22 protein-coding genes and 1 tRNA gene are annotated in these 24,317 nt (G+C 37.0%); 9 read left to right on the forward strand and 14 right to left on the reverse strand.

Annotated elements, in window-relative coordinates:
- On the forward strand, nt 1–1,365 hold the full coding sequence (locus tag FG27_RS14305; protein WP_037322316.1) for an aminotransferase class V-fold PLP-dependent enzyme: 1,365 nt from the start codon (nt 1–3) through the stop codon (nt 1,363–1,365).
- Between the two features lie 149 nt (nt 1,366–1,514).
- Here FG27_RS14305 and FG27_RS14310 read toward each other — a convergent pair whose 3' ends face one another.
- Nucleotides 1,515–2,240: an SIMPL domain-containing protein gene (locus FG27_RS14310; RefSeq protein WP_037320300.1), complete on the reverse strand. Its 726-nt coding sequence runs from the start codon at nt 2,238–2,240 to the stop codon at nt 1,515–1,517.
- Nucleotides 2,241–2,324: 84 nt separating this feature from the next.
- Between FG27_RS14310 and guaA the strand changes: the two genes are divergently transcribed.
- From guaA to FG27_RS14330, 4 genes are read left to right on the forward strand one after another with little or no spacing between them, the layout of a single operon-like run.
- A complete protein-coding gene (guaA, locus tag FG27_RS14315; protein ID WP_037320302.1) occupies nt 2,325–3,857 on the forward strand; it encodes a glutamine-hydrolyzing GMP synthase in 1,533 nt (510 codons plus the stop codon).
- A gap of 28 nt (nt 3,858–3,885) precedes the next feature.
- Nucleotides 3,886–5,865 (forward strand): LysM peptidoglycan-binding domain-containing protein, encoded by a 1,980-nt coding sequence (locus FG27_RS14320; protein ID WP_037322318.1) that lies wholly within the window; start codon nt 3,886–3,888, stop codon nt 5,863–5,865.
- Nucleotides 5,855–6,256, forward strand: coding sequence for an OsmC family protein (locus FG27_RS14325; protein ID WP_037320304.1), 402 nt, complete (start codon nt 5,855–5,857; stop codon nt 6,254–6,256). The genes FG27_RS14320 and FG27_RS14325 overlap by 11 nt, the downstream gene beginning before the upstream one ends.
- A complete protein-coding gene (locus tag FG27_RS14330) occupies nt 6,253–6,795 on the forward strand; it encodes a DUF922 domain-containing protein (protein ID WP_037320306.1) in 543 nt (180 codons plus the stop codon). Before FG27_RS14325 ends, FG27_RS14330 begins: the two co-directional genes overlap by 4 nt.
- Here FG27_RS14330 and FG27_RS14335 read toward each other — a convergent pair.
- From FG27_RS14335 to FG27_RS14345, 3 genes are all read right to left on the reverse strand, one after another.
- A complete protein-coding gene (locus tag FG27_RS14335) occupies nt 6,792–7,736 on the reverse strand; it encodes a nitronate monooxygenase family protein (protein WP_037320308.1) in 945 nt (314 codons plus the stop codon). The two genes, FG27_RS14330 and FG27_RS14335, sit on opposite strands and share 4 nt — an antisense overlap.
- Nucleotides 7,737–7,757: 21 nt before the next feature.
- Nucleotides 7,758–8,948: a tRNA 2-thiouridine(34) synthase MnmA gene (gene mnmA / locus FG27_RS14340; RefSeq protein WP_037320310.1), complete on the reverse strand. Its 1,191-nt coding sequence runs from the start codon at nt 8,946–8,948 to the stop codon at nt 7,758–7,760.
- A 157-nt stretch (nt 8,949–9,105) separates the two neighbouring features.
- On the reverse strand, nt 9,106–9,525 hold the full coding sequence (locus FG27_RS14345; RefSeq protein ID WP_037320312.1) for a lipocalin family protein: 420 nt from the start codon (nt 9,523–9,525) through the stop codon (nt 9,106–9,108).
- Nucleotides 9,526–9,754: 229 nt separating this feature from the next.
- Here FG27_RS14345 and FG27_RS19555 point away from each other — a divergent pair, with 229 nt between their 5' ends.
- Complete coding sequence (locus FG27_RS19555) at nt 9,755–11,608, forward strand: fasciclin domain-containing protein (RefSeq protein WP_037320314.1); 1,854 nt, start codon at nt 9,755–9,757, stop codon at nt 11,606–11,608.
- Between the two features lie 77 nt (nt 11,609–11,685).
- Here the strand turns inward: FG27_RS19555 and FG27_RS14355 are convergent, their stop codons facing one another.
- The 3 genes from FG27_RS14355 to FG27_RS14365 form a co-directional block, all read right to left on the reverse strand.
- The gene (locus FG27_RS14355) at nt 11,686–12,690 is read right to left on the reverse strand and encodes a M28 family metallopeptidase (RefSeq protein ID WP_037320316.1); all 1,005 of its coding nucleotides are present in this window, start codon (nt 12,688–12,690) and stop codon (nt 11,686–11,688) included.
- 156 nt (nt 12,691–12,846) lie between these two features.
- Nucleotides 12,847–13,551 carry an SGNH/GDSL hydrolase family protein gene (locus FG27_RS14360; RefSeq protein ID WP_081912626.1) on the reverse strand — a complete coding sequence of 235 codons (705 nt, stop codon included), beginning with the start codon at nt 13,549–13,551 and terminating at the stop codon, nt 12,847–12,849.
- Nucleotides 13,552–13,608: 57 nt separating this feature from the next.
- Nucleotides 13,609–14,160 (reverse strand): hypothetical protein, encoded by a 552-nt coding sequence (locus FG27_RS14365; RefSeq protein ID WP_037320319.1) that lies wholly within the window; start codon nt 14,158–14,160, stop codon nt 13,609–13,611.
- Nucleotides 14,161–14,417: 257 nt separating this feature from the next.
- Between FG27_RS14365 and FG27_RS14370 the strand changes: the two genes are divergently transcribed.
- Together FG27_RS14370 and FG27_RS14375 are read left to right on the forward strand one after the other, a co-directional pair.
- Nucleotides 14,418–14,502, forward strand: a tRNA-Ser gene (locus FG27_RS14370).
- Nucleotides 14,503–14,759: 257 nt separating this feature from the next.
- Nucleotides 14,760–15,998 carry a site-specific integrase gene (locus tag FG27_RS14375; protein ID WP_037320321.1) on the forward strand — a complete coding sequence of 413 codons (1,239 nt, stop codon included), beginning with the start codon at nt 14,760–14,762 and terminating at the stop codon, nt 15,996–15,998.
- A 232-nt stretch (nt 15,999–16,230) separates the two neighbouring features.
- Here FG27_RS14375 and FG27_RS14380 read toward each other — a convergent pair whose 3' ends face one another.
- The 7 genes from FG27_RS14380 to FG27_RS14410 all read right to left on the reverse strand — a co-directional run bounded on the left by FG27_RS14380 (nt 16,231) and on the right by FG27_RS14410 (nt 20,881).
- A complete protein-coding gene (locus FG27_RS14380) occupies nt 16,231–16,761 on the reverse strand; it encodes a hypothetical protein (protein ID WP_037320323.1) in 531 nt (176 codons plus the stop codon).
- Nucleotides 16,762–16,767: 6 nt separating this feature from the next.
- Nucleotides 16,768–16,980 carry a hypothetical protein gene (locus tag FG27_RS14385; protein ID WP_037320325.1) on the reverse strand — a complete coding sequence of 71 codons (213 nt, stop codon included), beginning with the start codon at nt 16,978–16,980 and terminating at the stop codon, nt 16,768–16,770.
- Between the two features lie 5 nt (nt 16,981–16,985).
- On the reverse strand, nt 16,986–17,276 hold the full coding sequence (locus tag FG27_RS14390) for a helix-turn-helix domain-containing protein (RefSeq protein ID WP_051935865.1): 291 nt from the start codon (nt 17,274–17,276) through the stop codon (nt 16,986–16,988).
- Between the two features lie 702 nt (nt 17,277–17,978).
- On the reverse strand, nt 17,979–18,353 hold the full coding sequence (locus FG27_RS14395) for a BfmA/BtgA family mobilization protein (RefSeq protein WP_051935866.1): 375 nt from the start codon (nt 18,351–18,353) through the stop codon (nt 17,979–17,981).
- 383 nt (nt 18,354–18,736) lie between these two features.
- Entirely contained in the window at nt 18,737–19,186 is a 450-nt protein-coding gene (locus FG27_RS14400) for a RadC family protein (protein ID WP_037320327.1), read from the reverse strand.
- A 73-nt stretch (nt 19,187–19,259) separates the two neighbouring features.
- Nucleotides 19,260–19,604, reverse strand: a complete 345-nt coding sequence (locus FG27_RS14405; protein WP_037320329.1) for a single-stranded DNA-binding protein — start codon at nt 19,602–19,604, stop codon at nt 19,260–19,262.
- A gap of 890 nt (nt 19,605–20,494) precedes the next feature.
- Nucleotides 20,495–20,881, reverse strand: a complete 387-nt coding sequence (locus FG27_RS14410; RefSeq protein WP_037320331.1) for a hypothetical protein — start codon at nt 20,879–20,881, stop codon at nt 20,495–20,497.
- 96 nt (nt 20,882–20,977) lie between these two features.
- Between FG27_RS14410 and xerA the strand changes: the two genes are divergently transcribed.
- Nucleotides 20,978–22,102 carry a site-specific tyrosine recombinase/integron integrase gene (xerA, locus tag FG27_RS14415; protein ID WP_051935867.1) on the forward strand — a complete coding sequence of 375 codons (1,125 nt, stop codon included), beginning with the start codon at nt 20,978–20,980 and terminating at the stop codon, nt 22,100–22,102.
- Nucleotides 22,103–24,317 lie beyond the last annotated feature (2,215 nt).

Here is a 24,317-nt window from a genome sequence, read left to right on the forward strand (position 1 = left end):
ATGCACACCATAGATATGGATTTGGTAGAAATGACTCTAGACGTTATGAAATATACCATAGACCGTATCTCCAATATTACTCCCGAAATGGGAGCTCCCAAAAAAGAAGAAGAATTATTTAGAATTGTTGGAGAAACCGTAACTCCGGAAGGGATTGGTGGAGAAAATGCTTTTCAGCTTTTTCGTGATGTTTTGGTGAAAGCCACGGTGCCAATAGATCACCCAAGGCATTTGGCCTTTGTACCCGCGGCACCAACCCGGGCAGCCATTATGTTCGATTTAGTGACTTCGGCTTCCAGTATTCACGGGGCTTACTGGATGGAAGGTGCCGGTGGAATTTTTTGTGAAAACCAGGCGATGAAATGGCTGGTTTCGCTTACCGGTTTACCCGAAGGTGCTTTTGGCGTTTTTACCAGTGGCGGTACAGCTGCAAATCTTTCGGCTATGGTAGCGGCTCGTGAAGAATGGCGTGCTCGCGATAGTCAGAATGTGGGTAAAAAAGCTTTGTTGCTTACTTCCCACGGGGCGCATAGTTCTATTCAGGCAATGGCGAAAGTGATTGATGCCGATGTAGTTATGATAGATTGTGAAGAAGAAAATCTTACCGGCAGGGAATTACAAAATGGTATTAACGAACTGGAGGAAAAAGATAGAAACCGACTTTTTGCTGTAGTGGCTACCGGCGGAACCACGAATGCCGGTATAATAGATCAATTAGATACCATCGCCGATGTTTGCGAAAAGGAGCAGGTTTGGTTTCACGTAGATTGTGCTTATGGCGGTGGGGCTTTGGCTGCGCCTTCGGTGAGGCATTTATTTAACGGAATTGAACGCGCCGATAGTATTACCATAGATCCGCATAAATGGTTGTTTTCTCCTTACGATTGTGGTGCTGTAATATATAAGGATCTGGAGCTGGCCAAAAATGCTCACTCACAAAAGGGCGCTTATTTAGAAATTTTTAAAGATGAAGGTGCTGATGGTTTTAATCCCGCCGATTATCAAATTCAGTTAACAAGAAGAATTAGAGGGATGCCGCTTTGGTTTTCACTCGCGATGCATGGTACCAATATATACCGGCAGGCCATTGAAACCGGAATTGAACTTGCAAAAAAAGCCGCTAAAAAGATTGAACAGCGAGATAACCTGGAGTTAGTAAGGCCAGCGAGTTTATCGGTGGTTCTATTTCGAAGGAAAGGATGGAGTCCTGAAGAATATAAAGACTGGACGTATAAAAATCATCGTGATGGTTTAGCGCTGGTCACCCCAACCACCTGGAAGAAAGAAACCGTAATTCGTTTTTGTTTTATTAATCCAGATACTACTGAAGAGGATATTGATATGATTTTAGATACGTTGGATTAAAGTTATATAAGAGGGACCTGTCTAAAAAATATTTTTTAGTTGTCATCCTGAATTTATTTCAGGATCTAAGCTATGGGTAGCTAAAACATGTTATAAGCTGAAACAAGTTCAGCTTGACGTATAGAGATCTTTCTAAATAACCACTTTCGTTATTCAATCTCATAATCTAACCGCATTGTAATAGATGCGGTTTTCTTTTTATCGGCGGTGTTGTAGGTTCCACTCCAGCTGTAATCTTCGCCGCTGTTTTGTCCGGTGATCTGGAAAACGCCCATATTGGCATTTTTTAATTCGCCTAAGCTTCCCCCGCTATTTTCGGCAATTCGTTCTGCTCTTAACCGAGCATCCTCGGTAGCTTTGGAGATCATTTCAATTTTAAGATCGGCTATTTTAGTATAATAATATCTTGGTGGCGTAGAATTAAACTGCACGCCTTTATTGAGTAATTCAGTAATCTCGCGCGCAACTCCTTCCACCAATTCTACATCATTAGATTCAATTTTTACATTTTGGGTAAGTTGATAACCCTGAAAAATGCTACCTACATAATTTCCATTTTGGTATTGATTTTCACGCTGCTCTGAAGTTTGTACAGAATTAAACACGATATTTTCTTCGCTAATTCCTTTATCAATAAGGTAAGTTCTAACAGTTTCCTTATCCCGGTTTAATTCATTGTAGGCCTGTTCCAGATTTGCGCTCATTCGGCTAAAACTGCCTTCCCATACAATTAGATCTGAGGTGAAATTTTCACTTCCTGAGCCGGTTACCGAGATCACGCCGTCTGGATTTGCACGACTTACATAAGATTCTCCCAGGAACCACGCAGCAAGTACAATGGCGATGGCAAATATTATGGCACTTATATATTTCATTTTTGATAAAATTTTATTCAGAATAAAGATAGAAAATAAACCCGCTGGTTATTTTATTTTTGGCTCAAATTCTTACTTTTGCTTATGCAAAAAAACGTACTCATTTTAGACTTCGGCTCGCAGTACACGCAACTGATTGCAAGGCGTGTAAGAGAACTCAATATTTACTGCGAAATTGTTCCATTCAACAAAATTCCAGACGATATTTCAAGCTTTAAAGCGGTAATCCTTTCAGGGAGTCCGTTTTCTGTTCGGGGGGAAGATGCTCCGCATCCTGATCTCTCTAAGATTCGTGGAAAACTGCCAATTTTGGCCGTTTGTTATGGAGCGCAGTATTTTGCTCATTTTCATGGCGGAAAAGTTGAAGCTTCGGAAACCAGGGAATATGGAAGAGCAAATCTTTCGGTAATAAAAGATGGTGAAACCTTGTTTGATGGGATTATGGAAAACTCACAGGTTTGGATGAGCCATAGTGATACCATAAAAGAATTGCCGGCTAACAGCGTGAGAATTGCCAGTACTACAGATGTTTTGAATGCAGCTTACCGAATTGAGGGCGAACAAACTTTTGGAATACAATTTCATCCTGAAGTTTATCACTCTACCGACGGGAAGCAATTGCTGGAAAACTTTTTAGTGAAAATTGCCGATGTAGCCCAAACCTGGACTCCGGGTAAATTTGTTGATCTAACGGTTTCAGAATTAAAAGAAAAAATAGGAGACGATAAAGTAGTCTTAGGTTTAAGTGGTGGCGTAGATTCTAGTGTTGCTGCGGTTTTATTGCATAAAGCCATCGGGAAGAACCTGTATTGCATCTTTGTAAATAACGGTTTGCTTCGTAAAGGAGAATTTGAAAGTGTTTTAGACCAGTATAAAGATATGGGGCTAAACGTGAAGGGAGTTGATGCTTCGGCACGATTTCTGGATGCCCTTGCAGGAGTAAGCGATCCAGAAGAAAAACGAAAAGCTATTGGAAATGCGTTTATTGAAGTTTTTGATGACGAAGCGCACCAAATAAAAGACGTAACCTGGCTGGCACAGGGAACCATTTATCCCGATGTTATTGAATCGGTTTCGGTAAATGGCGGACCTTCAGCAACAATAAAGTCGCATCATAATGTTGGCGGATTACCAGATTTTATGAAGCTAAAGATCGTGGAGCCTCTTAAAATGATCTTTAAAGATGAAGTGCGAAGAGTAGGTGCCGAAATGGGAATTGATAAGGATTTATTAGGAAGGCATCCATTTCCAGGCCCGGGACTGGCCATTAGAATATTAGGAGATATTACGGCTGAAAAAGTGCGTATTTTGCAGGAAGTAGATCATATTTTTATCCAGGGTTTAAGAGACTGGATGTTGTATGATAAAGTTTGGCAGGCCGGCGCAATACTTTTACCGGTAAGCTCGGTAGGAGTAATGGGAGACGAGCGCACCTACGAAAAAGTAGTTGCTCTAAGAGCGGTAGAATCTACCGACGGAATGACTGCAGATTGGGTGAATTTACCTTACGAATTTTTGCAAAAAACCTCGAATACTATAATAAATCGGGTTAAGGGCGTTAATAGAGTAGTGTATGATATAAGCTCAAAGCCACCGGCTACTATTGAATGGGAATAAGATTTTCAGCTTAATTAAATTAATGAATATGAAATACCTTTTAATACTTTGCTTTTTATTTCAGCTGTCCACTCTTACGGCCTCAGCCCAGGAATTTAAATACCATACGGTAGAAGCCGGAGAGACTGTTTATAGCATCGCTAAATCTTATAATATTTCTGAAGATGCGATCTTTAAATATAATCCTGATGCTAAAGCCAATAGTTTAGAGGTATCATCAAAATTAGTAATCCCGCTAAGCCAAAAGGAAAAAGCTTCAGCTGAAGGCGATGATGTTCAGTTTATAACACATACCGTGAAGCGCAAAGAAACTCTTTACCGAATTTCTAAGGATTACAATGTTGAAATTGACGAAATTAAGCGGTTTAACAAACATCTTTATTCTGAAGAATTACAGCGAGGTGAGGAAATTTTAATTCCGCAGCGGAAAAAAGGTACTGCAAATACCGAAATATCCTCTTCAAAAGATTTGGATATGCCAGCCGCTAATAAATCACAAGCTTCTGAAACCCGTGAACACGTTGTTTTACCCAAGGAGACCAAATATGGAATTGCCCGTAAGTATGGGCTAACTGTAAAAGAACTTGAAGAATTAAATCCTAAAGTAGAAGTTTTACAGCCCGGTATCATGATAAAAGTTGGTACTGATGTCCTGGACGAACCCGTAATCTTAACCGATGAGGTATTTGAATTTTATGAAGTAAAACCAAAGGAAACCTTATTTGGCTTATCTCGTAAGTTTGATGTTCCGCAAGACTCACTTATATCTTTAAACCCTGCTTTAGAAGATGGATTGAAAACTGGAATGGTTTTAAAAGTTCCAAATACGGGCGAGGGAGAAGGTAATCTGGAAGCTGGAGAAACCGAAGAGCTTAAAAGTGATGTAGAAGAAGATGATGATATACGTTTAGATCTTACCGATAAACTAAATAATTTTGATACTAAGGAACTCGTAGTATTATTGCCTTATAGCTTAAATAATATAGATAGCGATTCTACTTCAAGCTATAAAGATGCAATTCTGGATGATCGCGTTCTGCGTATTTCTCTAGATTTTTATAGCGGTGTACTTATGGCGGTTGAAAAGGCAAAAGAACTTGGGATTTCTACTCGTCTAAGAACGTATGATACTCGCAGAAATGTTCAGGATGTGACCAATTTGATCAATTCTAATGATTTTACCAATGTAGATGCGGTAATTGGCCCGTTATTACAAAATACTATTGAAGCCACAGCTTCAAAATTAGCAACTTATAATGTTCCGGTAATTAGCCCTATTTCAAATCGTAAAATGCGTTCTTATCAAAATTTGTTTCAGTCGCGTCCTACTGATGAAATTTTGAAAGAAACAATGCTAAGTTATTTAGGGAGAAATGCGATAGGGAAAAATGTAATCATAATTGCAGATGGTGCGAAAAACGAGGTTAAAAATGAGCTTACCCAAATTTTACCAAATTCTAGAGTGATAATTCCTTCTGAAGGATATATAAGTGCCGATAAAATTAGAGGTACGCTTTCTGAAAATCAGGAAAATTGGGTGATTTTAGAATCTTCCAATATTGGATTGTTAAGCAGCGCTACTTCAGCCTTAAATAGGTTGGCAAGGGGTCACAATATAAAACTATTTACTACCGATAGAAATAGTGGTTTTGAAGATGATATTGTAGATAATCAACATTTGGGAAGACTTAATTTTCATTACCCTTCTGTAGATAAGGAATTTGATCATGCTTATTCTGGAGACTTACTGGAAAAATACAGGGAAGATTACGATATGGTTCCCAGTCAATATGTAATTAGAGGTTATGATCTTACTTTAGATATTTTACTTAGGCTGGCTTCTGCAAAAGATCTTTATGAATCTTTTGAAAAGCATACTGGTTTTACCGAGTATCATGAGAATAAATTCCATTATACCTCAAAGCGGGATGGCGGTTTTTATAACGATGCCGTTTATATTATGAATATGGATGAAGAACTTAATTTAAACGTTGCTAATGACCAGTAAAGTAGTTTACCGCGGAGACTTGAGAACCGAAGCTGTGCATTTACAAAGCGGTTCAGAAATCATAACCGATGCGCCTGTAGATAATCACGGAAAGGGTGAAGCTTTTTCACCAACAGATACCGTAGCCACTGCTTTAGCCAGTTGTATGCTTACAGTTATGGGTATTAAAGCCGAAGACCTTAAACTAAGTTTGAATGGAACCAGTGCTGAGGTAACTAAAACCATGGCGACTAATCCCAGGCGAATTTCTAAAGTAGAGATTAAAATTACTTTCCCAGAAACCTATTCTGAAAAATCCAGGAAGGTCTTGGAAAATACGGCAAAAACCTGTCCCGTTTTGGAAAGCTTGCATCCCGATATGGAAAAGATAATTAGCTTTAATTATTTATGAGAATTTCGTTTTTTCTGCTAATCTTCATTCTTGTTATTCCATTAATGGCGCAGGAAAATGAAAAATTAAGCTGGGCAGAAAATAGAGTTTTAAGCTGGGATGATTTTAAAGCAAGTCCTAAAAAGCACCTTCCTTATAAAGCAAATACCAATTCCGGACTATCCTTTTCCTGGAATGCTACGCAAAGCAATCAAGGAATAGAACTTAATTACGAAGTAGGAAGTAATTTTTATCCAAACCGTTCCTGGGTTAAGGAAATTGAGGAAGTAGATTACTTACTTGCCCACGAACAATTGCATTTTGATATTACCGAACTGCACGCCCGGAAACTTAGAAAAGCCTTAAGCAATTATGAGCCTGCAGCCAGTAAGATTAAAAAAGAACTAAATGCTTTGTATGCTGAAATTGAAAAGCAGCACCGGAAAATGCAAACTGAATTTGATAAAGAAAGCAACCACAGTTTAAACAAAGAAGCCGAATTGAAGTGGCGTATCTTTGTTCAAGAAGAATTGGAACAACTAAGCGCCTACTCAAGCTAAAAATTAGAAACTTCCTGTTTGGCAGTTTCAAATTCCTCCAGCATTTCTTTTACAATTTCTGCGGCAGGTTTAATTTCATGAATTAATCCTGAAATCTGGCCTATTTCGAGTTCCCCTTCTTCCAAATCACCTTCAAACATTCCTTTTTTAGCCCTGGCACGTCCTAGAAGTTCTATAAGTTCTTGTTTTGAAGGATTAGTTGTATATAATTTTTGAATATCATCAAAGAACTTATTCTTCAGCAGTCTTACAGGTGCCAACTCTTTTAGGGTAAGTTTGGTGTCACCTTCCTGCGCTTTCACCACCATTTCTTTAAAATTCTTATGAGAAGAAGCTTCGGGGCTGGCAACAAATCGGCTACCTACCTGTACGGCATCGGCGCCTAAAACCATCGCTGCCAACATTCCTCGCCCTGTGGCAATTCCGCCTGCGGCAATCAATGGGATATTGATTTTTTCTTTCACCATAGGGATTAAGGTGAAGGTAGTAGTTTCGTCCCTACCATTATGCCCGCCGGCTTCAAAACCTTCAGCAACAATAGCATCAACACCAGCTTCTTCAGATTTAATGGCAAATTTCACCCCGCTTACCACGTGTACCACTTTAATGCCGTGATCCTGTAAATGCTTTGTCCAGGTTTTAGGGTTTCCAGCAGAAGTAAAAACAATTTCCACTTTCTCCTGGATAATGATTTCCATGATCTTATCAACATCAGGGTAGAGGAGCGGCACATTAACCGCAAAAGGTTTATCGGTTGCTTTTTTGCACTTTTCAATGTGTTCTTTAAGAATTTCAGGATACATAGAGCCTGCACCAATAATCCCTAATCCACCAGCATTACTCACGGCGCTGGCGAGTTTCCAGCCACTGGCCCAAACCATTCCGGCCTGGATAATTGGATATTGAATATTAAAAAGTTGTGTGATCTTATTGTTGGGCATTTGCTTTAATTTTCTCCGAATTTAAGAAATAACACCCGAACCTAATAATTCTTCGCCATTATACCAGGCCACAAATTGGCCTTCGGTTATTGAGGCCTGTGCGTCTTCAAAAACCACATACATTCCATTTTCGGTTTGATGTAAAATGGCATTTTGAAGCGGTTGGCGATAACGAATCCTGGCTTTCACTTTTAAACTTTCATCGGCATTAATTGCAAGATCTTTTCTTACCCAATGCACTTCATCTTTATTTATAAATAGCGCTTTTCTATATATTCCCGGATGGTTTTTTCCCTGTCCTGTATAGATTACATTTTCTTCCACATCGGTATCTATTACAAATAGTGGTTCTGGAGTTCCACCCACGGCAAGACCTTTTCGTTGACCTTTGGTAAAGTAATGTGCACCCTGATGTTTTCCTACAACTTTTCCGTCTTTAGCAGCATATTCATATTTCCTGGAAAGAAATTCCAGTTCTTCTTTTTTGTTGCTGAAATCAGGAGTTTCGGTAGCGTAAATATCCTTTTCGGCTTCAATTTCTACAATTTCGCCCTCTTTAGGTTGCAATTTCTGCTGAAGGAAATCAGGCAAACGTACTTTTCCTATAAAGCATAATCCCTGGGAATCTTTTTTATTTGCAGTTACCAGGTTTTGCTCCGAAGCAATTTTTCTTACTTCAGATTTTTGCAATTCCCCAATAGGAAATAAGGTTTTAGAAAGCTGTTCTTGCGTTAGCTGGCATAAAAAGTAAGACTGATCTTTATTATTATCTTTTCCGGAAAGTAATTGATAAACGGTTTCCCCGTTTTCCTTAATTTCTCCTTTTCGGCAATAATGACCTGTGGCTACATAATCGGCACCTAAAGAAAGCGCGATTTTCATAAAAACGTCGAATTTGATCTCGCGATTACATAAAACATCGGGGTTTGGCGTGCGGCCGCGCTCATATTCGTTGAACATATAATCTACAATACGTTCTTTATATTGTTCGCTAAGGTCTACGGTTTGAAAAGGAATCCCCAGTTTATCGGCTACCATCATTGCATCATTGCTATCGTCCAGCCAGGGGCATTCATCAGAAATAGTTACCGAATCGTCGTGCCAGTTCTTCATAAAGAGACCAATTACCTCATAACCCTGCTCTTGCAAAAGATATGCTGAAACACTGGAATCTACACCGCCCGATAAACCAACTACTACTTTCTTTTTCATAAATACTGAATTGAGATCTTTCCCGCATAAAGTCGGAAAAGAAGCTGCAAAATTACGAAAATTTAATAGAAAGGTTTAGGAGATGCAAAATGCTGGCAATAAAAAAAGCGGTTTAAAATGTAGATTTTCAAACCGCTTTATTAAAATTATAGTGAACTTATCTTTTTTCAAAAATTACTGAAGCCGCTGGAAATATTAATGGTGTAAAAGTAAATTCTGAGTTATCAGAGTTGAAGCTTACGTTACCATTAATGTTATCTAAATCAAAATTTTCTAAACCCTCAATAGGTAATGAAAATGTATAAATTTCACCGTCCCTTTCCCATACACTATTGGTTTCATCGGCAAGAGTACAAGGGTTACTAGAACCCACATAATATTCAGAGTTAGTCGTTTTATCACTATTAAACGTAATAGATGATTCTCGGTTGCAGGTGCTTAATTCAAAATTAGGAATTCCGTTTGCTTCAGCGATATACCAAGTTCCTAAAATATTTTCTTCTCCGTTGGCATCATCATCATTGCTACAAGATATAAATAGCGCAAAACTAAAAAGCAATAGAAAAAGTTTCTTCATAATATAGATTTTGTTTTTTGTAAATATATTCAAATTTAAATACGTCTTAAAATAAAGCGTTGAGAAGTGTTTTTTATTGTTTAAGAATTTTAAATACAATTATTTTGCTGTTTAGGACAAAACCAATAAGTTTAAACATTTAACTATTGTTTGTTAATTATTAACAAACAATAAACAAAATATAACATACATCTCCGTTACTTTTACAGCATAACTAAAACTTAGAATTATGAAAAATTTTAAATTTACAAAACTTGCACTACTTGCATTTTTGGCTTTTGGCCTTTTTTCCTGTAGCAACGACGATGATGCTGGAGATGTCATCACCCCAACAAATACAATTGCTGATTTTGTAGCAGGCAATGACGATTATTCTTCTTTAGCCGCCGCACTAGAGGTAACGGGATTAGATGCTACCCTTGATGGATCTGCAAACTATACCGTATTTGCACCTAATAATGCCGCGTTTAACTCTTTTTTATCAGCTAATGGATTTAGTAGTCTGGATGAAGTTCCTGTAGGTGTTTTAACGGAAATTTTATTAAACCACGTTCAGGAAGGTGAAATCACATCTGGCTCTCTTTCTACCGGATATATTGAAAGTATGGCTACTGGGATGGCTTCAGATTCTCCTTTAAGTCTTTACATCAATACCGATGATGGCGTAACTATTAACGGGGTATCTTCAGTAACATCTGCTGATGTGGCTGTAGATAACGGTGTTATACACGCTGTAGATGCTGTAATTGGATTGCCAGATGTAACCACTTTTGCTACTGCCGATCCTAATTTCGATATTTTAGTACAGGCGCTTACTGCAGATGAATCATTCTCTTTTGTAGAAACTTTAATGATGACAGGTGATCCTGCACCATTTACTGTTTTCGCACCAACAAACGCCGCTTTTGCCAGTGTTCTTGAAGAATTGGAATTAGCCGGATTAGGTGACATTCCTGCCGATCTTTTATCCAGTATTTTAAGTTACCACGTTGTAGCTGGAGCTAATGTACGTGCTGAAGACTTATCTGATGAAATGATGGTTGAAACGCTTGAGGGTGGTAGTTTTACTATCAATCTTGGAGATAACGTAACTATTACTGATGAGAACGGAAGAACTGCAACAATTGTTGCCACTAACGTTCAGGCAAATAATGGTGTTATTCACGCTTTAGATACTGTTATTCTTCCTGAGAATGATGCTATCGAAATTGAAACAAATACCATTGCTGATTTTGTTGCCGGAAATGAAGATTACTCTTCTTTATTGGCCGCTTTAGAAGTTACCGGATTAACTTCTACTTTTACCGGAACAGATAATTATACTGTTTTTGCCCCTAATAATGCTGCTTTCGCTGCATTTTTAAACGATAACGGGTTTGGTGGTCTTGACGAAGTACCTGAAGATTTATTAACCCAGGTTCTTTTAAACCACGTTCAAATGGGAGCAATTATGTCTGGAGATCTTAGTACTGGATATATCCCAAGTATGGCAGTTTGGGGAGTTTCTGAAGAGCCATTAAGTATGTATATCAATACTGATGATGGGGTGATGATTAACGGTGTTGCTACTGTTACTGCTCCAGATATTGAAGTTGATAACGGTGTTATACACGCTGTAGATGCGGTAATTGGTTTGCCCGATGTGACTACATTTGCTACTGCCGATCCTACTTTTGATATTCTTGTACAGGCTCTTACCAGGGAGGAATCATTTACATTTGTTGAAACTTTGATGATGACAGATGATCCTGCACCATTTACCGTTTTTGCACCTACAAATGATGCGTTCGTGGCATTGCTTGAGGAACTTGAGCTAGGAGCTCTTGGAGATATCCCAACTGAAACCTTAGAAGCTACTTTAAATTATCACGTACTTGCTGGAGCTAATGTTAGATCTGGAGACTTAACCGATAATATGCCGGTTGAAACCTTAGGAGGTGAGTTTACAATAAACCTTGGAGATAACGTTGTTATTACTGATGCTAACGAAAGAACTTCAACAGTTATCGCTGCTGATGTACAGGCAACAAATGGAGTAATTCACGCCATAGACACTGTATTGTTACCAGCGATGGAAGAATAATTAGAAATAAACTAAATAATGAAAAAGCCCCGGAAACTATTTTCCGGGGCTTTTTTAATGTTGAAAGATTTCAGCTTTTATTCTTCAGCTTTATCTACTACCAATCTTTCATCGCGGTTAGCGATTTCCCAGGCAGTTAAGAAAACTAATTGAGCTCTTTTCTTTAGCGCTTCATATTCAATTTTCTCTGCAGTATCAGTTGGCTTGTGATAATCTGGGTGAACTCCGTTAAAATAGAAAATCACCGGAATATTGTTTTTTGCAAAGTTGTAATGGTCACTTCGGTAATAAAAACGGTTAGGATCATTCTCATCGTTATATGTATAATCCAGATCCATATTCATAAATTCTGAATTTACATTTTCGCTTAGTTCATGAAGATCGGTACTTAATTTATCACTTCCAATTAAGTAAATATAATTGTCATTTCCTTCATGATCTTTATCAATACGCCCAATCATATCCATATTTAGGTTAGCAACGGTATTTGCTAATGGAAATATAGGGTTCTCAACATAATACTTAGAGCCCAATAAACCTTTTTCTTCGCCGGTTAAATGAATAAAAAGAATAGATCTTTTAGGAGTATATCCATCTTTCTTAGCTTCCATAAAAGCTTCGGCTAATTCTAAAATAGCCATTGGTCCAGATCCGCCATCATCGGCACCGTTATAAATATTGCCTTCATCATCAACACCTACGTGATCATAATGAGAAGTGATTACCAAAACTTCATCAGGCTTTTCGCTTCCTTTTATATAACCCAATACATTTTCTGAGGCCTTAAGTTTTCCGTCAAAAAATTCAGTAGGGATTTCCTGGTAGTAATTTGAAAATCCTTCCGGGGCTTCTATTCCCATTTGCTGATATTTTTCAACAATAAATTCAGCTGCTTTTTTCTGTCCTGGTTCACCGGTATTTCGGCCTTCGTATTCATCGCTGGCAAAAGTGGTAAGATTATCCTTTAATTCAGATGCTGTTATGGTTTCAGCATACTCCATCGGATTTGCATTTTCAACATTTTTTTGAGTGCCACAACTTACAATTCCTGCAGTGATGGCTACTAAAAGCATTTTTTTCATAGTTTATCTAATTTTTATAAAATTGATACTTCGCAAAATATCTTCGAAGCTTTTATTAAAGTCGCAGCAAGATAGCAGTTTCGGTTTAAATTTCAGAGGAGTCTGTAAAACTTTCTTTATTAAATGCTAATTGAGATTTAAATTTTTACAGGTAGTTTACTGTTTTAGAATACTTTCTATAGTTTTTTTGGTAAGCGGCGCCATCACCTTATAACCTGCGAGGTTTGGATGCACACCATCTTCAGAATATTGCTTTGGCAATCCTTCTTTTTCATCTTTTAAAGGGTTGAAAAGATCGAGATAGGTATGGGAGTTTTCTTGTGCATAATTTTCTATCCAGGAATTTATTCTGGCTATTTTTTCAACCGGTTTTAAACCGGGGCGCCAGGGATAGTCGTAAACAGGTAGGATGGAGGCGAGGATTACCTTTATATTGTTTGCTTTAGCAAGTTGCGTCATAGCCTGAATGTTATCGGTAATCATTTTTACGTCAGAAAACCCAGTGTTTCCAGCAATATCATTGGTGCCTGCAAGAATTACTACTGCTTTTGGTTTTAAGGCTATAACATCTGGCATAAACCTAACGAGCATTTGCGGAGTGGTTTGTCCGCCAATTCCGCGCCCTATATAGTTATTGTTATCGAAGAATTCCGGTTGTGCATTCACCCAGCCTTCGGTAATTGAATTCCCCATAAAAACCAAATCAGGATAATTTTGGGATTCAAGTATTTTTTCGTTTTCTGCTTTGTATTTTTTGAGATTGGCCCAATCCTGTTCCATAAGTTCACTAGTTTCTGTTTTTTGCGCAATCAGAAAGTTGCTAAAAAGCGTTAATAAAGAAATTAAAACTACTTTTTTCATAATTTTAGAAGATAAAATTGAATTAATGCTTCCCTGGTATTCAAAATTTTAATCATACTAGAAACCAACAGATATTTTAGTTCGTAATAAAGTATTTGGTCGGGGTTGATTACCAAAAATAGTACTTGCACCAACATCAATATTAACATTATTAAAATTTCCCCTTAGCCCAGCTCCAACTTCGCTTTGAGGAAAAATATACTCCATATGAGGGTTATTGAGTCGTTCTTCATTATTAAAAGAGGGAGTTAAATATCGGCCAAAAAAATAAAAGCTAAACCTGTCATTTAAATAGTACTCAAAATTTGCGCTAAAGCTACCGTGAAAGCCAGGAGCCACATCGTTAAAAATGGTATTTTGTTCTAAGAGACCCGCAGCTAGAGCTATGTTAAATTTATCGGTTTCATAATTGAAGGTTTGATTTGAAAGTTTGTAATAACCCAAGCCATCAAATGCATTTTGAGTTTTATACCTGGAAGTGTAAAAGTTGGTTGTATTTTGTTCTGTCGTGCTTAATGATTCGGGTTTTTCCTGGGCGTCTAATGTAGAAAATGAAAAAAATAAAATAAGATAATAAAGAAGGTAAAGAGAGGAGAACGGCTTTTTCATAGAGGTATTTAATTTTAAAATAGAAGCAAAGGCTTTGTAGAATTTAGGTCTATTTATTCGGTAATGTTTTTAATTGCTTAAAGAGAGGAAGATAAAGATTAATTAAGGAAATCAAAACTAAGGAAATATTAAATACGTTAAATACTGAGAATTAGCAGATTCAGTAAAAGCCTAAAAAAAGTTCTTGAAAGCTTGTGTGTATTTGTAAAAGCTTGTTATATTTGCATCCGCTAAGCAGAAATGTATAGCAGTTTATTGGAGGAATGGCAGAGTGGTCGATTGCGGCAGTCTTGAAAACTGTTGACTGTAACAGGTCCGGGGGTTCGAATCCCTCTTCCTCCGCAACTTATCTCACAAAATATCACAAAAAGCCTCAAACCCTATGGTTTTGGGGCTTTTTTATTTTACAATATTTCAAAATATCCCAAAGAATATCAAGCTAGGAGGTGTCAAATTCGGTGTCACTTGAATAACTGAAATTAGTGACACCTTTATGATGAATATTCCTACAAAAATATTTTAACAATTTGATATTTAGTGTTTTATGATTGATATAATTTCGTACTTTAGAAATGTATTAATCTAAAAAATCTAAAGTCATGGATACAAATTTCTTCCATATTTTTTATCTAAGAGGTGGCGCAAAAAATTCTTTATCACCAATCTACCTTCGAGTCACACTAAGAGGTAAGCGAGCAGCCACTAGTCTTCGTAGAAGAATTTCCAAAGAAGATTGGAATTCTTCAGCAGGAAGGGCCAAGGGGAATACTGAGAAAGCGAAAATTCTTAATAGATATTTATCCAAAGTTGAAAACGACCTCTATATATCTCATCAAAAACTTTTAGAAAAGGGAACGAAGTTTACTGCTCAGGACTTGGTGGACACATTTTTAGGAAAAGACAAGAAAAAAGAAGACCAGGAAAGGATGCTTCTGGATATTTTCCAGGAACACAATGATCGGGTTAATAGACTTGTAGGTAAAGATTTTGCCGCCGGTACAGCTGAAAGATATAGAACGGCTAAAAATCACGTAGGGGAATATATAGAAAAGGAGTACAAAGTTTCGGATATTCCAGTAAAAGAGGTAAACCTCAAATTTATTACCGGCTTTGAATATTATTTAAAGACAGAAAGGAACTGTGCGCATAATTCCGCCATTAAATATGTAACAAACTTTAAAAAAATCATTCGCATAGCATTATCAAACGAATGGATAGCAAAAGACCCTTTTCAGAACTGGAAAGGTAAATTAAAAGTGGTAGATCGGGAGTTTCTAACTGAAGTTGAACTTCAGGCGCTGATCTCCAAAGAAATTAAAAATGAGCGACTGGATTTAATTAAAGATATTTTTACGTTTAGTTGCTTTACTGGGCTTAGTTATGCTGAGGTAAAAAAACTCTCAGAAAAGGAAGTGGTAATTGGTATTGATGGTAATAAATGGATTAAAACTAAGAGAACAAAAACTAAGACCAGATGCAGCGTTCCAATTCTTCCTGTGGCAGAGGCTATATTGGAAAAATATTCTTCGCATCCCGATGTGAGCGAGAAGCGGTTACTTCCAATTCTAAGTAATCAAAAAACGAATGCTTATATTAAGGAAATAGCAGATCTTTGCGGCATCAACAAAAATCTTACATTCCATTTGGCCAGGCACACGTTTGCAACTACTGTTACGCTTGCAAATGGAGTTCCTATAGAGAGTGTGAGTAAAATGCTAGGACACAAAAATCTTCGTACAACTCAGCACTATGCAAAAATTCTAGATCGAAAAGTGGGTGACGATATGGCTGTATTGAAAGAACGATTAGAATCCAAAAATTTTTGGAGAAAGGCTTAATTGCTATTCTATACCGGCTTTAGCTTGAATGGCTATCAATGTATAAGCTATTCGCTTTAACTAGTCCAAAAAATGGACAAGTAAGAAACAAGTAGTGCAGAAGCTATAGCCTAGCTTTAAACCGGCTTTGCTCCGGTTCTGTTCCAAAGAGAAACAAACGCGCTATCGCGCCTAACTTGATCAAACTTTGGCCAAAAAGTTTTTTATTTTTTTCATACTATAAACCTTTCCTTTATGTTTTCAGTTTTTTCCGCTTTTTAAAAAGAAAAAGAGGTAAAATAGTATCAATTAACTGGAATCGGTAATTTCCCTGGTAAATGACAATATTGTTCCGCTTATCATTGTAGTCTAAACACAGCTCCATAGCTTTTTTACTGGGTACTGAAGCCCCGTAATTCTTTTTGACCTGCAGCAATTTTTGCTTTTCAGCAGCTTCTTTAAGTCTGGAAGCAGTTGACGGTGAAATTTGAAATATCCTACAGATTCCAAGTACAGATAATGGAGCAGGTGCTTCTATATAATTAAAGTTAGGGGATAGAAAATGATAGGTACTGCCTTTTATCTGTACGCTTTTCTTTCTCCTTACTTTTCTCCAGAAGTCTTTATGTAGATATCCATAAATAATTGCCCCTGTAATTGCTTTAATGTTTCGGTAAGAATAAAAATCTACCGGATAGGAAAGCCTGAGCTTCCAGTTATTCTCGCTTCGTATCCTTTCAAAAGATTTTATGATGTAATAACCCGTCCTGTTATTGTATTGCAACCAACCTTACTCTACCAGAAAGTCAATATACTTTAATGTAGTTTTTCGAGAGCTGATCTCTTCGGTTAATTCTAAAAATAACAGTTCCCCATCATCCAGTTTTGCCTTTCCGCACTTGTAGATTAGCTTCAAGGATAGAAAGAATTGCAGCTTTTTAGCATAGCCTTTTTGCTGTGCATCAATAAATAGCTGAATGGGAACTGAAATCTCCGGAGTCATCTTACTTAAGAGTTAGCATCCTTCCTATTTTTTCGGTGACGATTTATAAATGCCTGGATATCCTTGAGACTGTAGTAGATCTTTCCTTTCACCTGTGCGTATTCAATCAGCCCTTCTTCCCGCCAGGTTTGAGCTGTTTTCGCACTTATTTTAAATAGCTGGATAAAATCAGCATTATCCAGAAGGATGAGACAGGGATCTTTAATCTGCCTGATCCTGAATTCCCTGGTGAGCTGTTCTATTTTAGCTTCCAGGGAATGCATACTGACCATAAATGGATGGATGCTTTCTTTCATAATTTCATTAGTTTATGATCTGTTATTATTTTAAAAATTACCATTACTTAATTTTTTTACCTTCTGGCAGCTTTCTTTTTTCAGAAAATTGTTCTAGGAAGCAAAAATTTTATACAAGCTTAGCTTAACCAACAAGTGGTTAACCCAGTAAAAAAACCAAAAACGTTTTTAATATTTATATGCTTATGTCTTCGAAGTCAAACAAAAAATGGACAACTAAGCACTTTAAAAAACTACTGTAATTCATCTCTTTAAAAATATGCAATAAATTGATTATAAAACACTTAAGAGTAGTTTTTTTGGTAACATTAAATTTGTTACCGTTTGGGATATTTTGAAAATCTAAAACTTAGAAAGCTGCCTTCAAGATCACAAAATCAACCAAATGACACTAAATAAAATGATAGCTTTTTTAACAATTACTATTTTCATCTGGAGCATTTTCCTTTTTGACGTCGGAAAGGAGCAAAAAGTAGATTGAAATGACAGTTTTTGAGTCCGTCTTTTCATTACTTCTTTCAGCGCTTTCGGATTATCTTTTGATGCTCTTTCATTTTCAAGCTTTGAAATTATAGAGGAGCTATAAATAGCCTGCCGGTTTATGCGGTCCGGTTAATTTCAAAGCTTGGTGCTTTCGTAGCAAAAGGTAAGGTGTTGGAAAAGAAATAACCGAAATAAAACCTGCAATTTTAACCAGGGGTTTTATTTATAAAAATCAGGATGAATATCGTCTTCCTCATAGTCCCTTATCCGATTTTCGTAGTTATTTTTGGGATCTGCAGCTTCCATTAAAGATTCCAAAATGCCTAAAGTGGGGTTTACTTTATTCTTCTCTATATCTTTCAAAATTGCGATTACTGCATTTATTCTTTTTTTGACAAGGTTTTCCAGAGTCTCCATTTTTGGACCCATCATTTCATTGGGAGAAATACTATTCATTTCAAAAAATTCGACCCTCGATAATAATGTCATTGATTGAGATTTAGATAAAGCCCGGCTGAACCTTCTAAATTTTTTGGCTACGGAAGTCTTGATCTTAAGAGTCTCGAACTTCTCTTTTTTATATTCTTCATCCATTTTTTAGTAAAATTTCTACCATTTTTCAATGGGTTTCAAGGGTTTTTAGTAATAAAACAGCTTCTTTTTAATTTTGCGCCTTGAATAAAATTATTTAAACAACTGTAAAACAGATTGTTGTGTTTTAAAAGGTAATTCTTAACGTGGCTCTGCCCGTTACCCTCTTGCTCTACCTTTTCGTCCCGCAGGGACAAAAATTTCAACTTTTAAATTGAATTTAATAGCGCTTTAATTAGTGAGAAACTGAATCCCATTTTTTATGATTGGAAAAGAAAAATCTTTAAAATTAACTGTAGAGAATTGGAAGAATAATTGAGAATTCTGTAAAATGAAAAACGGGATTATGAAAATCATATCCCGTTTTAGAAACTAATTATTTCCTGTTATAAAATGCCTTCATCGGCAAAGCTGAAGTAATCCCCATCGGGAGTTAGTATTAAATGATCCAATACCTTAATATCAAAAAGTTCCCCTGCTTTTTTGATCTTTTCCGTTAAGAGTTTATCGGGTTGGCTGGGTTGCAGCGTTCCCGAGGGATGGTTATGTGCTAAAATTATAGAAGTAGTTACAGACTTTAGAACTACTGCGAATACGATTCTTATATCTACTAAAGTTCCGGTGATGCCTCCTGTAGAGAGGGTGTAAATACCTTTTACCTTATTGGAATTATTAAGAAGCAGCATTTTAAAACTTTCAAAAAGTTCAATGTTTTGTTTATCCCAATGCTCAAAAAGAAGGTTGGCGGCATCACGGGAAGAAGATATTTTGGGAAGCAATTTTGTTTTAATACTTCCGCTGTAACTTATTGCAATTTCATTAACTTTGGTTTCCATTATTGATTTGTTTAAAGTTAGATAATGAAAGAGGGCGCACTTTTCGACGATGACGCCCTCTTTGTTTTTTGATTTAACTATCCTTTGCGGAGTTACCCAATAAAAGGATCTCATTTACCAGAATTTCGGTGATGTACTGTTTTTCTCCAGCTTCATTGTTATACGAGCGATAGGTTAATTTGCCATTAATAGCAATTTCCTTTCCCTTAGCGATATACTTACTGGCAAGTTCTGCCTGCTTACTCCAGGCTACAAGCTGGTGCCATTGTGTTTCCTGAATTTTCTCTCCGTCTTTAAAAAATTGTTCATTGGTGGCCAAAGAGAATCGGCAAACCAACATACCATTTTCAAACCTGTGGGATTTAGGATCTTCCCCAACGTTTCCAATTAACTGTACTGTGTTTCTAAGCGTTTTCATAACTAAAAGATTTAAAGGTTTATAATTGATTTTTAACTGATTTACTTATTGTATCCTGAGCGTTTTCCTTTTTTGATTTTTTTAATTCCGTTTCCTTTTTGTGGATTTTATATGATTTCATTTTTCCGTTATTCGATTTACTTCCCGTAGCGCCTTCACTGTTACCTTTTTCTGATGCTGATACATTTTCAAGATTTAGAATTAGGGAGGACTTATAAAAAGGGAGCGCAGGGACTGGCTTTATGCAGTGCGGACTAACTTCTAAATCTTGGTATTTTGCATTACAGAAAAAGGTAGTGGCAGTGAAGGCCGAGAATACTTCAAATAGGTAAATGGAAGAGTAGGGAAGGAGCAGGAAGCGGAATTAAATTAATAATGGAATCCAATTTGAGGACTTAAGTGGAAAACCAGAACCGAGAATGAAGCATTCCGCCGTTTTTGCGGAATAAGCGAAATGGAAGGTGAAGATTTTTCGCTTGTGTCCGGTGCCAGTGAATGAGGCTCTTTAGCCTGGAGGTACGTAAGACTAAAGTGCTGAATGGAATGAAAACCCCTCATTTAACTCCAAAAATTATTCAATTCTCTATTTTATTCTTAATATCTTGTTAATAACTATAGATAGTAATATAAACCTAGAATTAGATATTTTTTAAATTTGGAATCCCTACTCATTTAATTAACCACCAATTTTACTTTATACATTGATTATTTTTAAAGCTATCTCGAATTAAATTTAAGGCAATTTGAGGTTGATAGCTGTAAGTAATTCGTAATTGCTTAAAAGAAAGACCAAGGGAGTGACGGTGGCGAAGCCATGTAATTTTTTGATTAAGATTTATGCTTTAAGAAAGAGAATAACCAGGATGAATTTTGATATATAGGCATAAAGGTTAAGTAGTTTTCTCCATATAGTTTTGCCAGGTTACAAGAACATATTTCTTTTTTCCGTTTTCATACCGGGTTAGAAAACCAAATTCATATACAAAGAGATAAACTTCCTTCTTGCTGTTTTTCCAATAGTGCGTAAAGTAATTAGGATCGAAGCCGTGTTGTTTTAAAATGTCAGCTCTAACCGTGGCTTTCCCTGCTTTGTTGAAGCTTTTTAAAATCCTTCGATTGGTTTTTAATTGACGGTCTACTTTTGCATAGAATCCGGCAGCTCCTTCTTTGGTTTTTTGATAATGCCAGGCACTTTTACAATAGGGATCGCAAAACTTTTTATCTGGACGGCCTTCCAGTTTTTTATTACAGGCCAGACAATGTTTTTCAGTTTCCATAATTATAAAGCCGTTTTAGTCGTATAATATACGGATAATAAACGTTTTAGGGTTTAAGTCTGTTTACATTTATATACCAATAAATGCGCAGGCCATATGGATAGGAAGTATATTACTCTAAAGAATTTAATCATTGATAAAGAAAAATGTATAGGGTTAAAATTCTTTACCGATAAAGTAGTGCAGGTTATGGTGGACAACTTACCCGATGTACAGTGGAGTGAGAAGTTTCGCATGAATTATATCTTAAACACACCGGCTAACCTGGAGCTTGTTTTTAAGACCTTTCGTGGTGTTGCCTGGATCAATTGCAATCATTTTTATTCCAAGGCAAGTTTTGGACGCGAGGAAGAACCTGTGAACGTTCAACAACTGCAAAATAGGGAAGAGGTAAGTGGAAAGCGATATTGCCCTGGAAGTTACCTTAGAAAGTTAGAATTAAAGAGGTATGCCAATAGCACGATCAAAACCTATGTTTCTTGTTTCGAAACATTCATAAATCATTACAGTGACAGGGAGATAAAGGATTTGAACGAAGAAGATATAAGATTGTATCTTCAGAAATTGATACGAGAGGACTTTTCACATTCCTATATTAACCAGGCCATTAATGCTATTAAATTCTATTATGAAGTGGTACTGGAAATGCCCAATAGGTTTTATGCCATAGAACGTCCCAGACCTATAGAACAACTGCCGAAGGTCCTGGCAAAAGAGGAAATAATGGCTATTATTGAGCATACTAATAACATTAAACACCGATGTATAGTAAGTTTGCTTTATTCGGCCGGTTTAAGAAGAATTGAGCTCTTAAATTTAAAACTGGAAGATATAGATAGTAAGAGAATGGTGATTAAGGTAAGATCGGGCAAAGGAAATAAAGATAGGTTTACAATCTTAAGCGAAAAACTACTTGGTGATTTACGAAAATACTATAAAGAATGGCGACCGACTAATTTTTTGTTTGAAGGCCCTGGCAGGAAAGCCTATAGTCCCGAAAGTGTTTCGAGTATAGTAAAGAATGCTGCGAAAAAAGCGAAGATCAAGAAGCGGGTGACACCCCATATGTTACGACATTCCTTTGCAACCCATCTTTTAGAGAGTGGAACCGATTTACGATATATCCAGGTACTCCTTGGGCATAGAAGCACCAAAACAACAGAAATTTACACGCACGTGGCTACAAATATTTTTTTTAAGATTAAAAATCCATTAGATTAGTCATGTAAAGACATAATAGATATAAATGTAATACTGCATTTATACGTACGTTGTATACTATTGCTGGCAGCGAATGGTCTTCTTTTGAGGATCCTGGGCTGATTTTAGGAGGTATAGCTAAAGGAAAGAGAAGGACATACTTTTTGGTAGTGTCCCCAAGTATTTAGCGATGAGATCGTGGAGAGTTTTTTAACTATCCAAACGTTATCACGTTACTAATACTTGAGGTTAAGGTAGTTGAAGTTTTGGAAATAGTCTATGGGGCAACTCCCTTAATTTTTTACTTTAGCTATACGGACAATTTGAAAAGCCCTCCCCTTATTTCACGGATGTTTAGATCTACTTCTAAACACAATGTAAACGGGGCACGGACCTTAAAAGAAGTATTTTTATTTTTGCGCTTCAATCAACAGTCTCTGTTAACCTGATCCTGGCAGATAAGATAAACAGCATACAACACCATCTAACTGCAATAGCCGCAAAAATGCGACTACGGCAGTTAGATCAACGTTGTATACTATTGCTGGCAGCGAATGGTCTTCTTTTGAGGATCCTGGGCTGATTTTAGGAGGTATAGCTAAAGGAAAGAGAAGGACATACTTTTTGGTAGTGTCCCCAAGTATTTAGCGATGAGATCGTGGAGAGTTTTTTAACTATCCAAACGTTATCACGTTACTAATACTTGAGGTTAAGGTAGTTGAAGTTTTGGAAATAGTCTATGGGGCAACTCCCTTAATTTTTTACTTTAGCTATACGGACAATTTGAAAAGCCCTCCCCTTATTTCACGGATGTTTAGATCTACTTCTAAACACAATGTAAACGGGGCACGGACCTTAAAAGAAGTATTTTTATTTTTGCGCTTCAATCAACAGTCTCTGTTAACCTGATCCTGGCAGATAAGATAAACAGCATACAACACCATCTAACTGCAATAGCCGCAAAAATGCGACTACGGCAGTTAGATCAACGTTGTATACTATTGCTGGCAGCGAATGGTCTTCTTTTGAGGATCCTGGGCTGATTTTAGGAGGTATAGCTAAAGGAAAGAGAAGGACATACTTTTTGGTAGTGTCCCCAAGTATTTAGCGATGAGATCGTGGAGAGTTTTTTAACTATCCAAACGTTATCACGTTACTAATACTTGAGGTTAAGGTAGTTGAAGTTTTGGAAATAGTCTATGGGGCAACTCCCTTAATTTTTTACTTTAGCTATACGGACAATTTGAAAAGCCCTCCCCTTATTTCACGGATGTTTAGATCTACTTCTAAACACAATGTAAACGGGGCACGGACCTTAAAAGAAGTATTTTTATTTTTGCGCTTCAATCAACAGTCTCTGTTAACCTGATCCTGGCAGATAAGATAAACAGCATACAACACCATCTAACTGCAATAGCCGCAAAAATGCGACTACGGCAGTTAGATCAACGTTGTATACTATTGCTGGCAGCGAATGGTCTTCTTTTGAGGATCCTGGGCTGATTTTAGGAGGTATAGCTAAAGGAAAGAGAAGGACATACTTTTTGGTAGTGTCCCCAAGTATTTAGCGATGAGATCGTGGAGAGTTTTTTAACTATCCAAACGTTATCACGTTACTAATACTTGAGGTTAAGGTAGTTGAAGTTTTGGAAATAGTCTATGGGGCAACTCCCTTAATTTTTTACTTTAGCTATACGGACAATTTGAAAAGCCCTCCCCTTATTTCACGGATGTTTAGATCTACTTCTAAACACAATGTAAACGGGGCACGGACCTTAAAAGAAGTATTTTTATTTTTGCGCTTCAATCAACAGTCTCTGTTAACCTGATCCTGGCAGATAAGATAAACAGCATACAACACCATCTAACTGCAATAGCCGCAAAAATGCGACTACGGCAGTTAGATCAACGTTGTATACTATTGCTGGCAGCGAATGGTCTTCTTTTGAGGATCCTGGGCTGATTTTAGGAGGTATAGCTAAAGGAAAGAGAAGGACATACTTTTTGGTAGTGTCCCCAAGTATTTAGCGATGAGATCGTGGAGAGTTTTTTAACTATCCAAACGTTATCACGTTACTAATACTTGAGGTTAAGGTAGTTGAAGTTTTGGAAATAGTCTATGGGGCAACTCCCTTAATTTTTTACTTTAGCTATACGGACAATTTGAAAAGCCCTCCCCTTATTTCACGGATGTTTAGATCTACTTCTAAACACAATGTAACCGGGGCACGGACCT

The sequence above is a fragment of the Salegentibacter sp. Hel_I_6 genome (assembly GCF_000745315.1).
Classification (GTDB): Bacteria; Bacteroidota; Bacteroidia; order Flavobacteriales; family Flavobacteriaceae; genus Salegentibacter.

What these genes read in the sequence shown, in the direction of transcription:
- FG27_RS14305 (WP_037322316.1), top strand. Translation starts at nt 1, where the DNA reads ATGCACACCATAGATATGGATTTGGTAGAAATGACTCTAGACGTTATG.
- FG27_RS14310 (WP_037320300.1), bottom strand. Translation starts at nt 2,240, where the DNA reads ATGAAATATATAAGTGCCATAATATTTGCCATCGCCATTGTACTTGCT.
- guaA (WP_037320302.1), top strand. Translation starts at nt 2,325, where the DNA reads ATGCAAAAAAACGTACTCATTTTAGACTTCGGCTCGCAGTACACGCAA.
- FG27_RS14320 (WP_037322318.1), top strand. Translation starts at nt 3,886, where the DNA reads ATGAAATACCTTTTAATACTTTGCTTTTTATTTCAGCTGTCCACTCTT.
- FG27_RS14325 (WP_037320304.1), top strand. Translation starts at nt 5,855, where the DNA reads ATGACCAGTAAAGTAGTTTACCGCGGAGACTTGAGAACCGAAGCTGTG.
- FG27_RS14330 (WP_037320306.1), top strand. Translation starts at nt 6,253, where the DNA reads ATGAGAATTTCGTTTTTTCTGCTAATCTTCATTCTTGTTATTCCATTA.
- FG27_RS14335 (WP_037320308.1), bottom strand. Translation starts at nt 7,736, where the DNA reads ATGCCCAACAATAAGATCACACAACTTTTTAATATTCAATATCCAATT.
- mnmA (WP_037320310.1), bottom strand. Translation starts at nt 8,948, where the DNA reads ATGAAAAAGAAAGTAGTAGTTGGTTTATCGGGCGGTGTAGATTCCAGT.
- FG27_RS14345 (WP_037320312.1), bottom strand. Translation starts at nt 9,525, where the DNA reads ATGAAGAAACTTTTTCTATTGCTTTTTAGTTTTGCGCTATTTATATCT.
- FG27_RS19555 (WP_037320314.1), top strand. Translation starts at nt 9,755, where the DNA reads ATGAAAAATTTTAAATTTACAAAACTTGCACTACTTGCATTTTTGGCT.
- FG27_RS14355 (WP_037320316.1), bottom strand. Translation starts at nt 12,690, where the DNA reads ATGAAAAAAATGCTTTTAGTAGCCATCACTGCAGGAATTGTAAGTTGT.
- FG27_RS14360 (WP_081912626.1), bottom strand. Translation starts at nt 13,551, where the DNA reads ATGAAAAAAGTAGTTTTAATTTCTTTATTAACGCTTTTTAGCAACTTT.
- FG27_RS14365 (WP_037320319.1), bottom strand. Translation starts at nt 14,160, where the DNA reads ATGAAAAAGCCGTTCTCCTCTCTTTACCTTCTTTATTATCTTATTTTA.
- FG27_RS14375 (WP_037320321.1), top strand. Translation starts at nt 14,760, where the DNA reads ATGGATACAAATTTCTTCCATATTTTTTATCTAAGAGGTGGCGCAAAA.
- FG27_RS14385 (WP_037320325.1), bottom strand. Translation starts at nt 16,980, where the DNA reads ATGACTCCGGAGATTTCAGTTCCCATTCAGCTATTTATTGATGCACAG.
- FG27_RS14390 (WP_051935865.1), bottom strand. Translation starts at nt 17,276, where the DNA reads ATGAAAGAAAGCATCCATCCATTTATGGTCAGTATGCATTCCCTGGAA.
- FG27_RS14395 (WP_051935866.1), bottom strand. Translation starts at nt 18,353, where the DNA reads ATGGATGAAGAATATAAAAAAGAGAAGTTCGAGACTCTTAAGATCAAG.
- FG27_RS14400 (WP_037320327.1), bottom strand. Translation starts at nt 19,186, where the DNA reads ATGGAAACCAAAGTTAATGAAATTGCAATAAGTTACAGCGGAAGTATT.
- FG27_RS14405 (WP_037320329.1), bottom strand. Translation starts at nt 19,604, where the DNA reads ATGAAAACGCTTAGAAACACAGTACAGTTAATTGGAAACGTTGGGGAA.
- FG27_RS14410 (WP_037320331.1), bottom strand. Translation starts at nt 20,881, where the DNA reads ATGGAAACTGAAAAACATTGTCTGGCCTGTAATAAAAAACTGGAAGGC.
- xerA (WP_051935867.1), top strand. Translation starts at nt 20,978, where the DNA reads ATGGATAGGAAGTATATTACTCTAAAGAATTTAATCATTGATAAAGAA.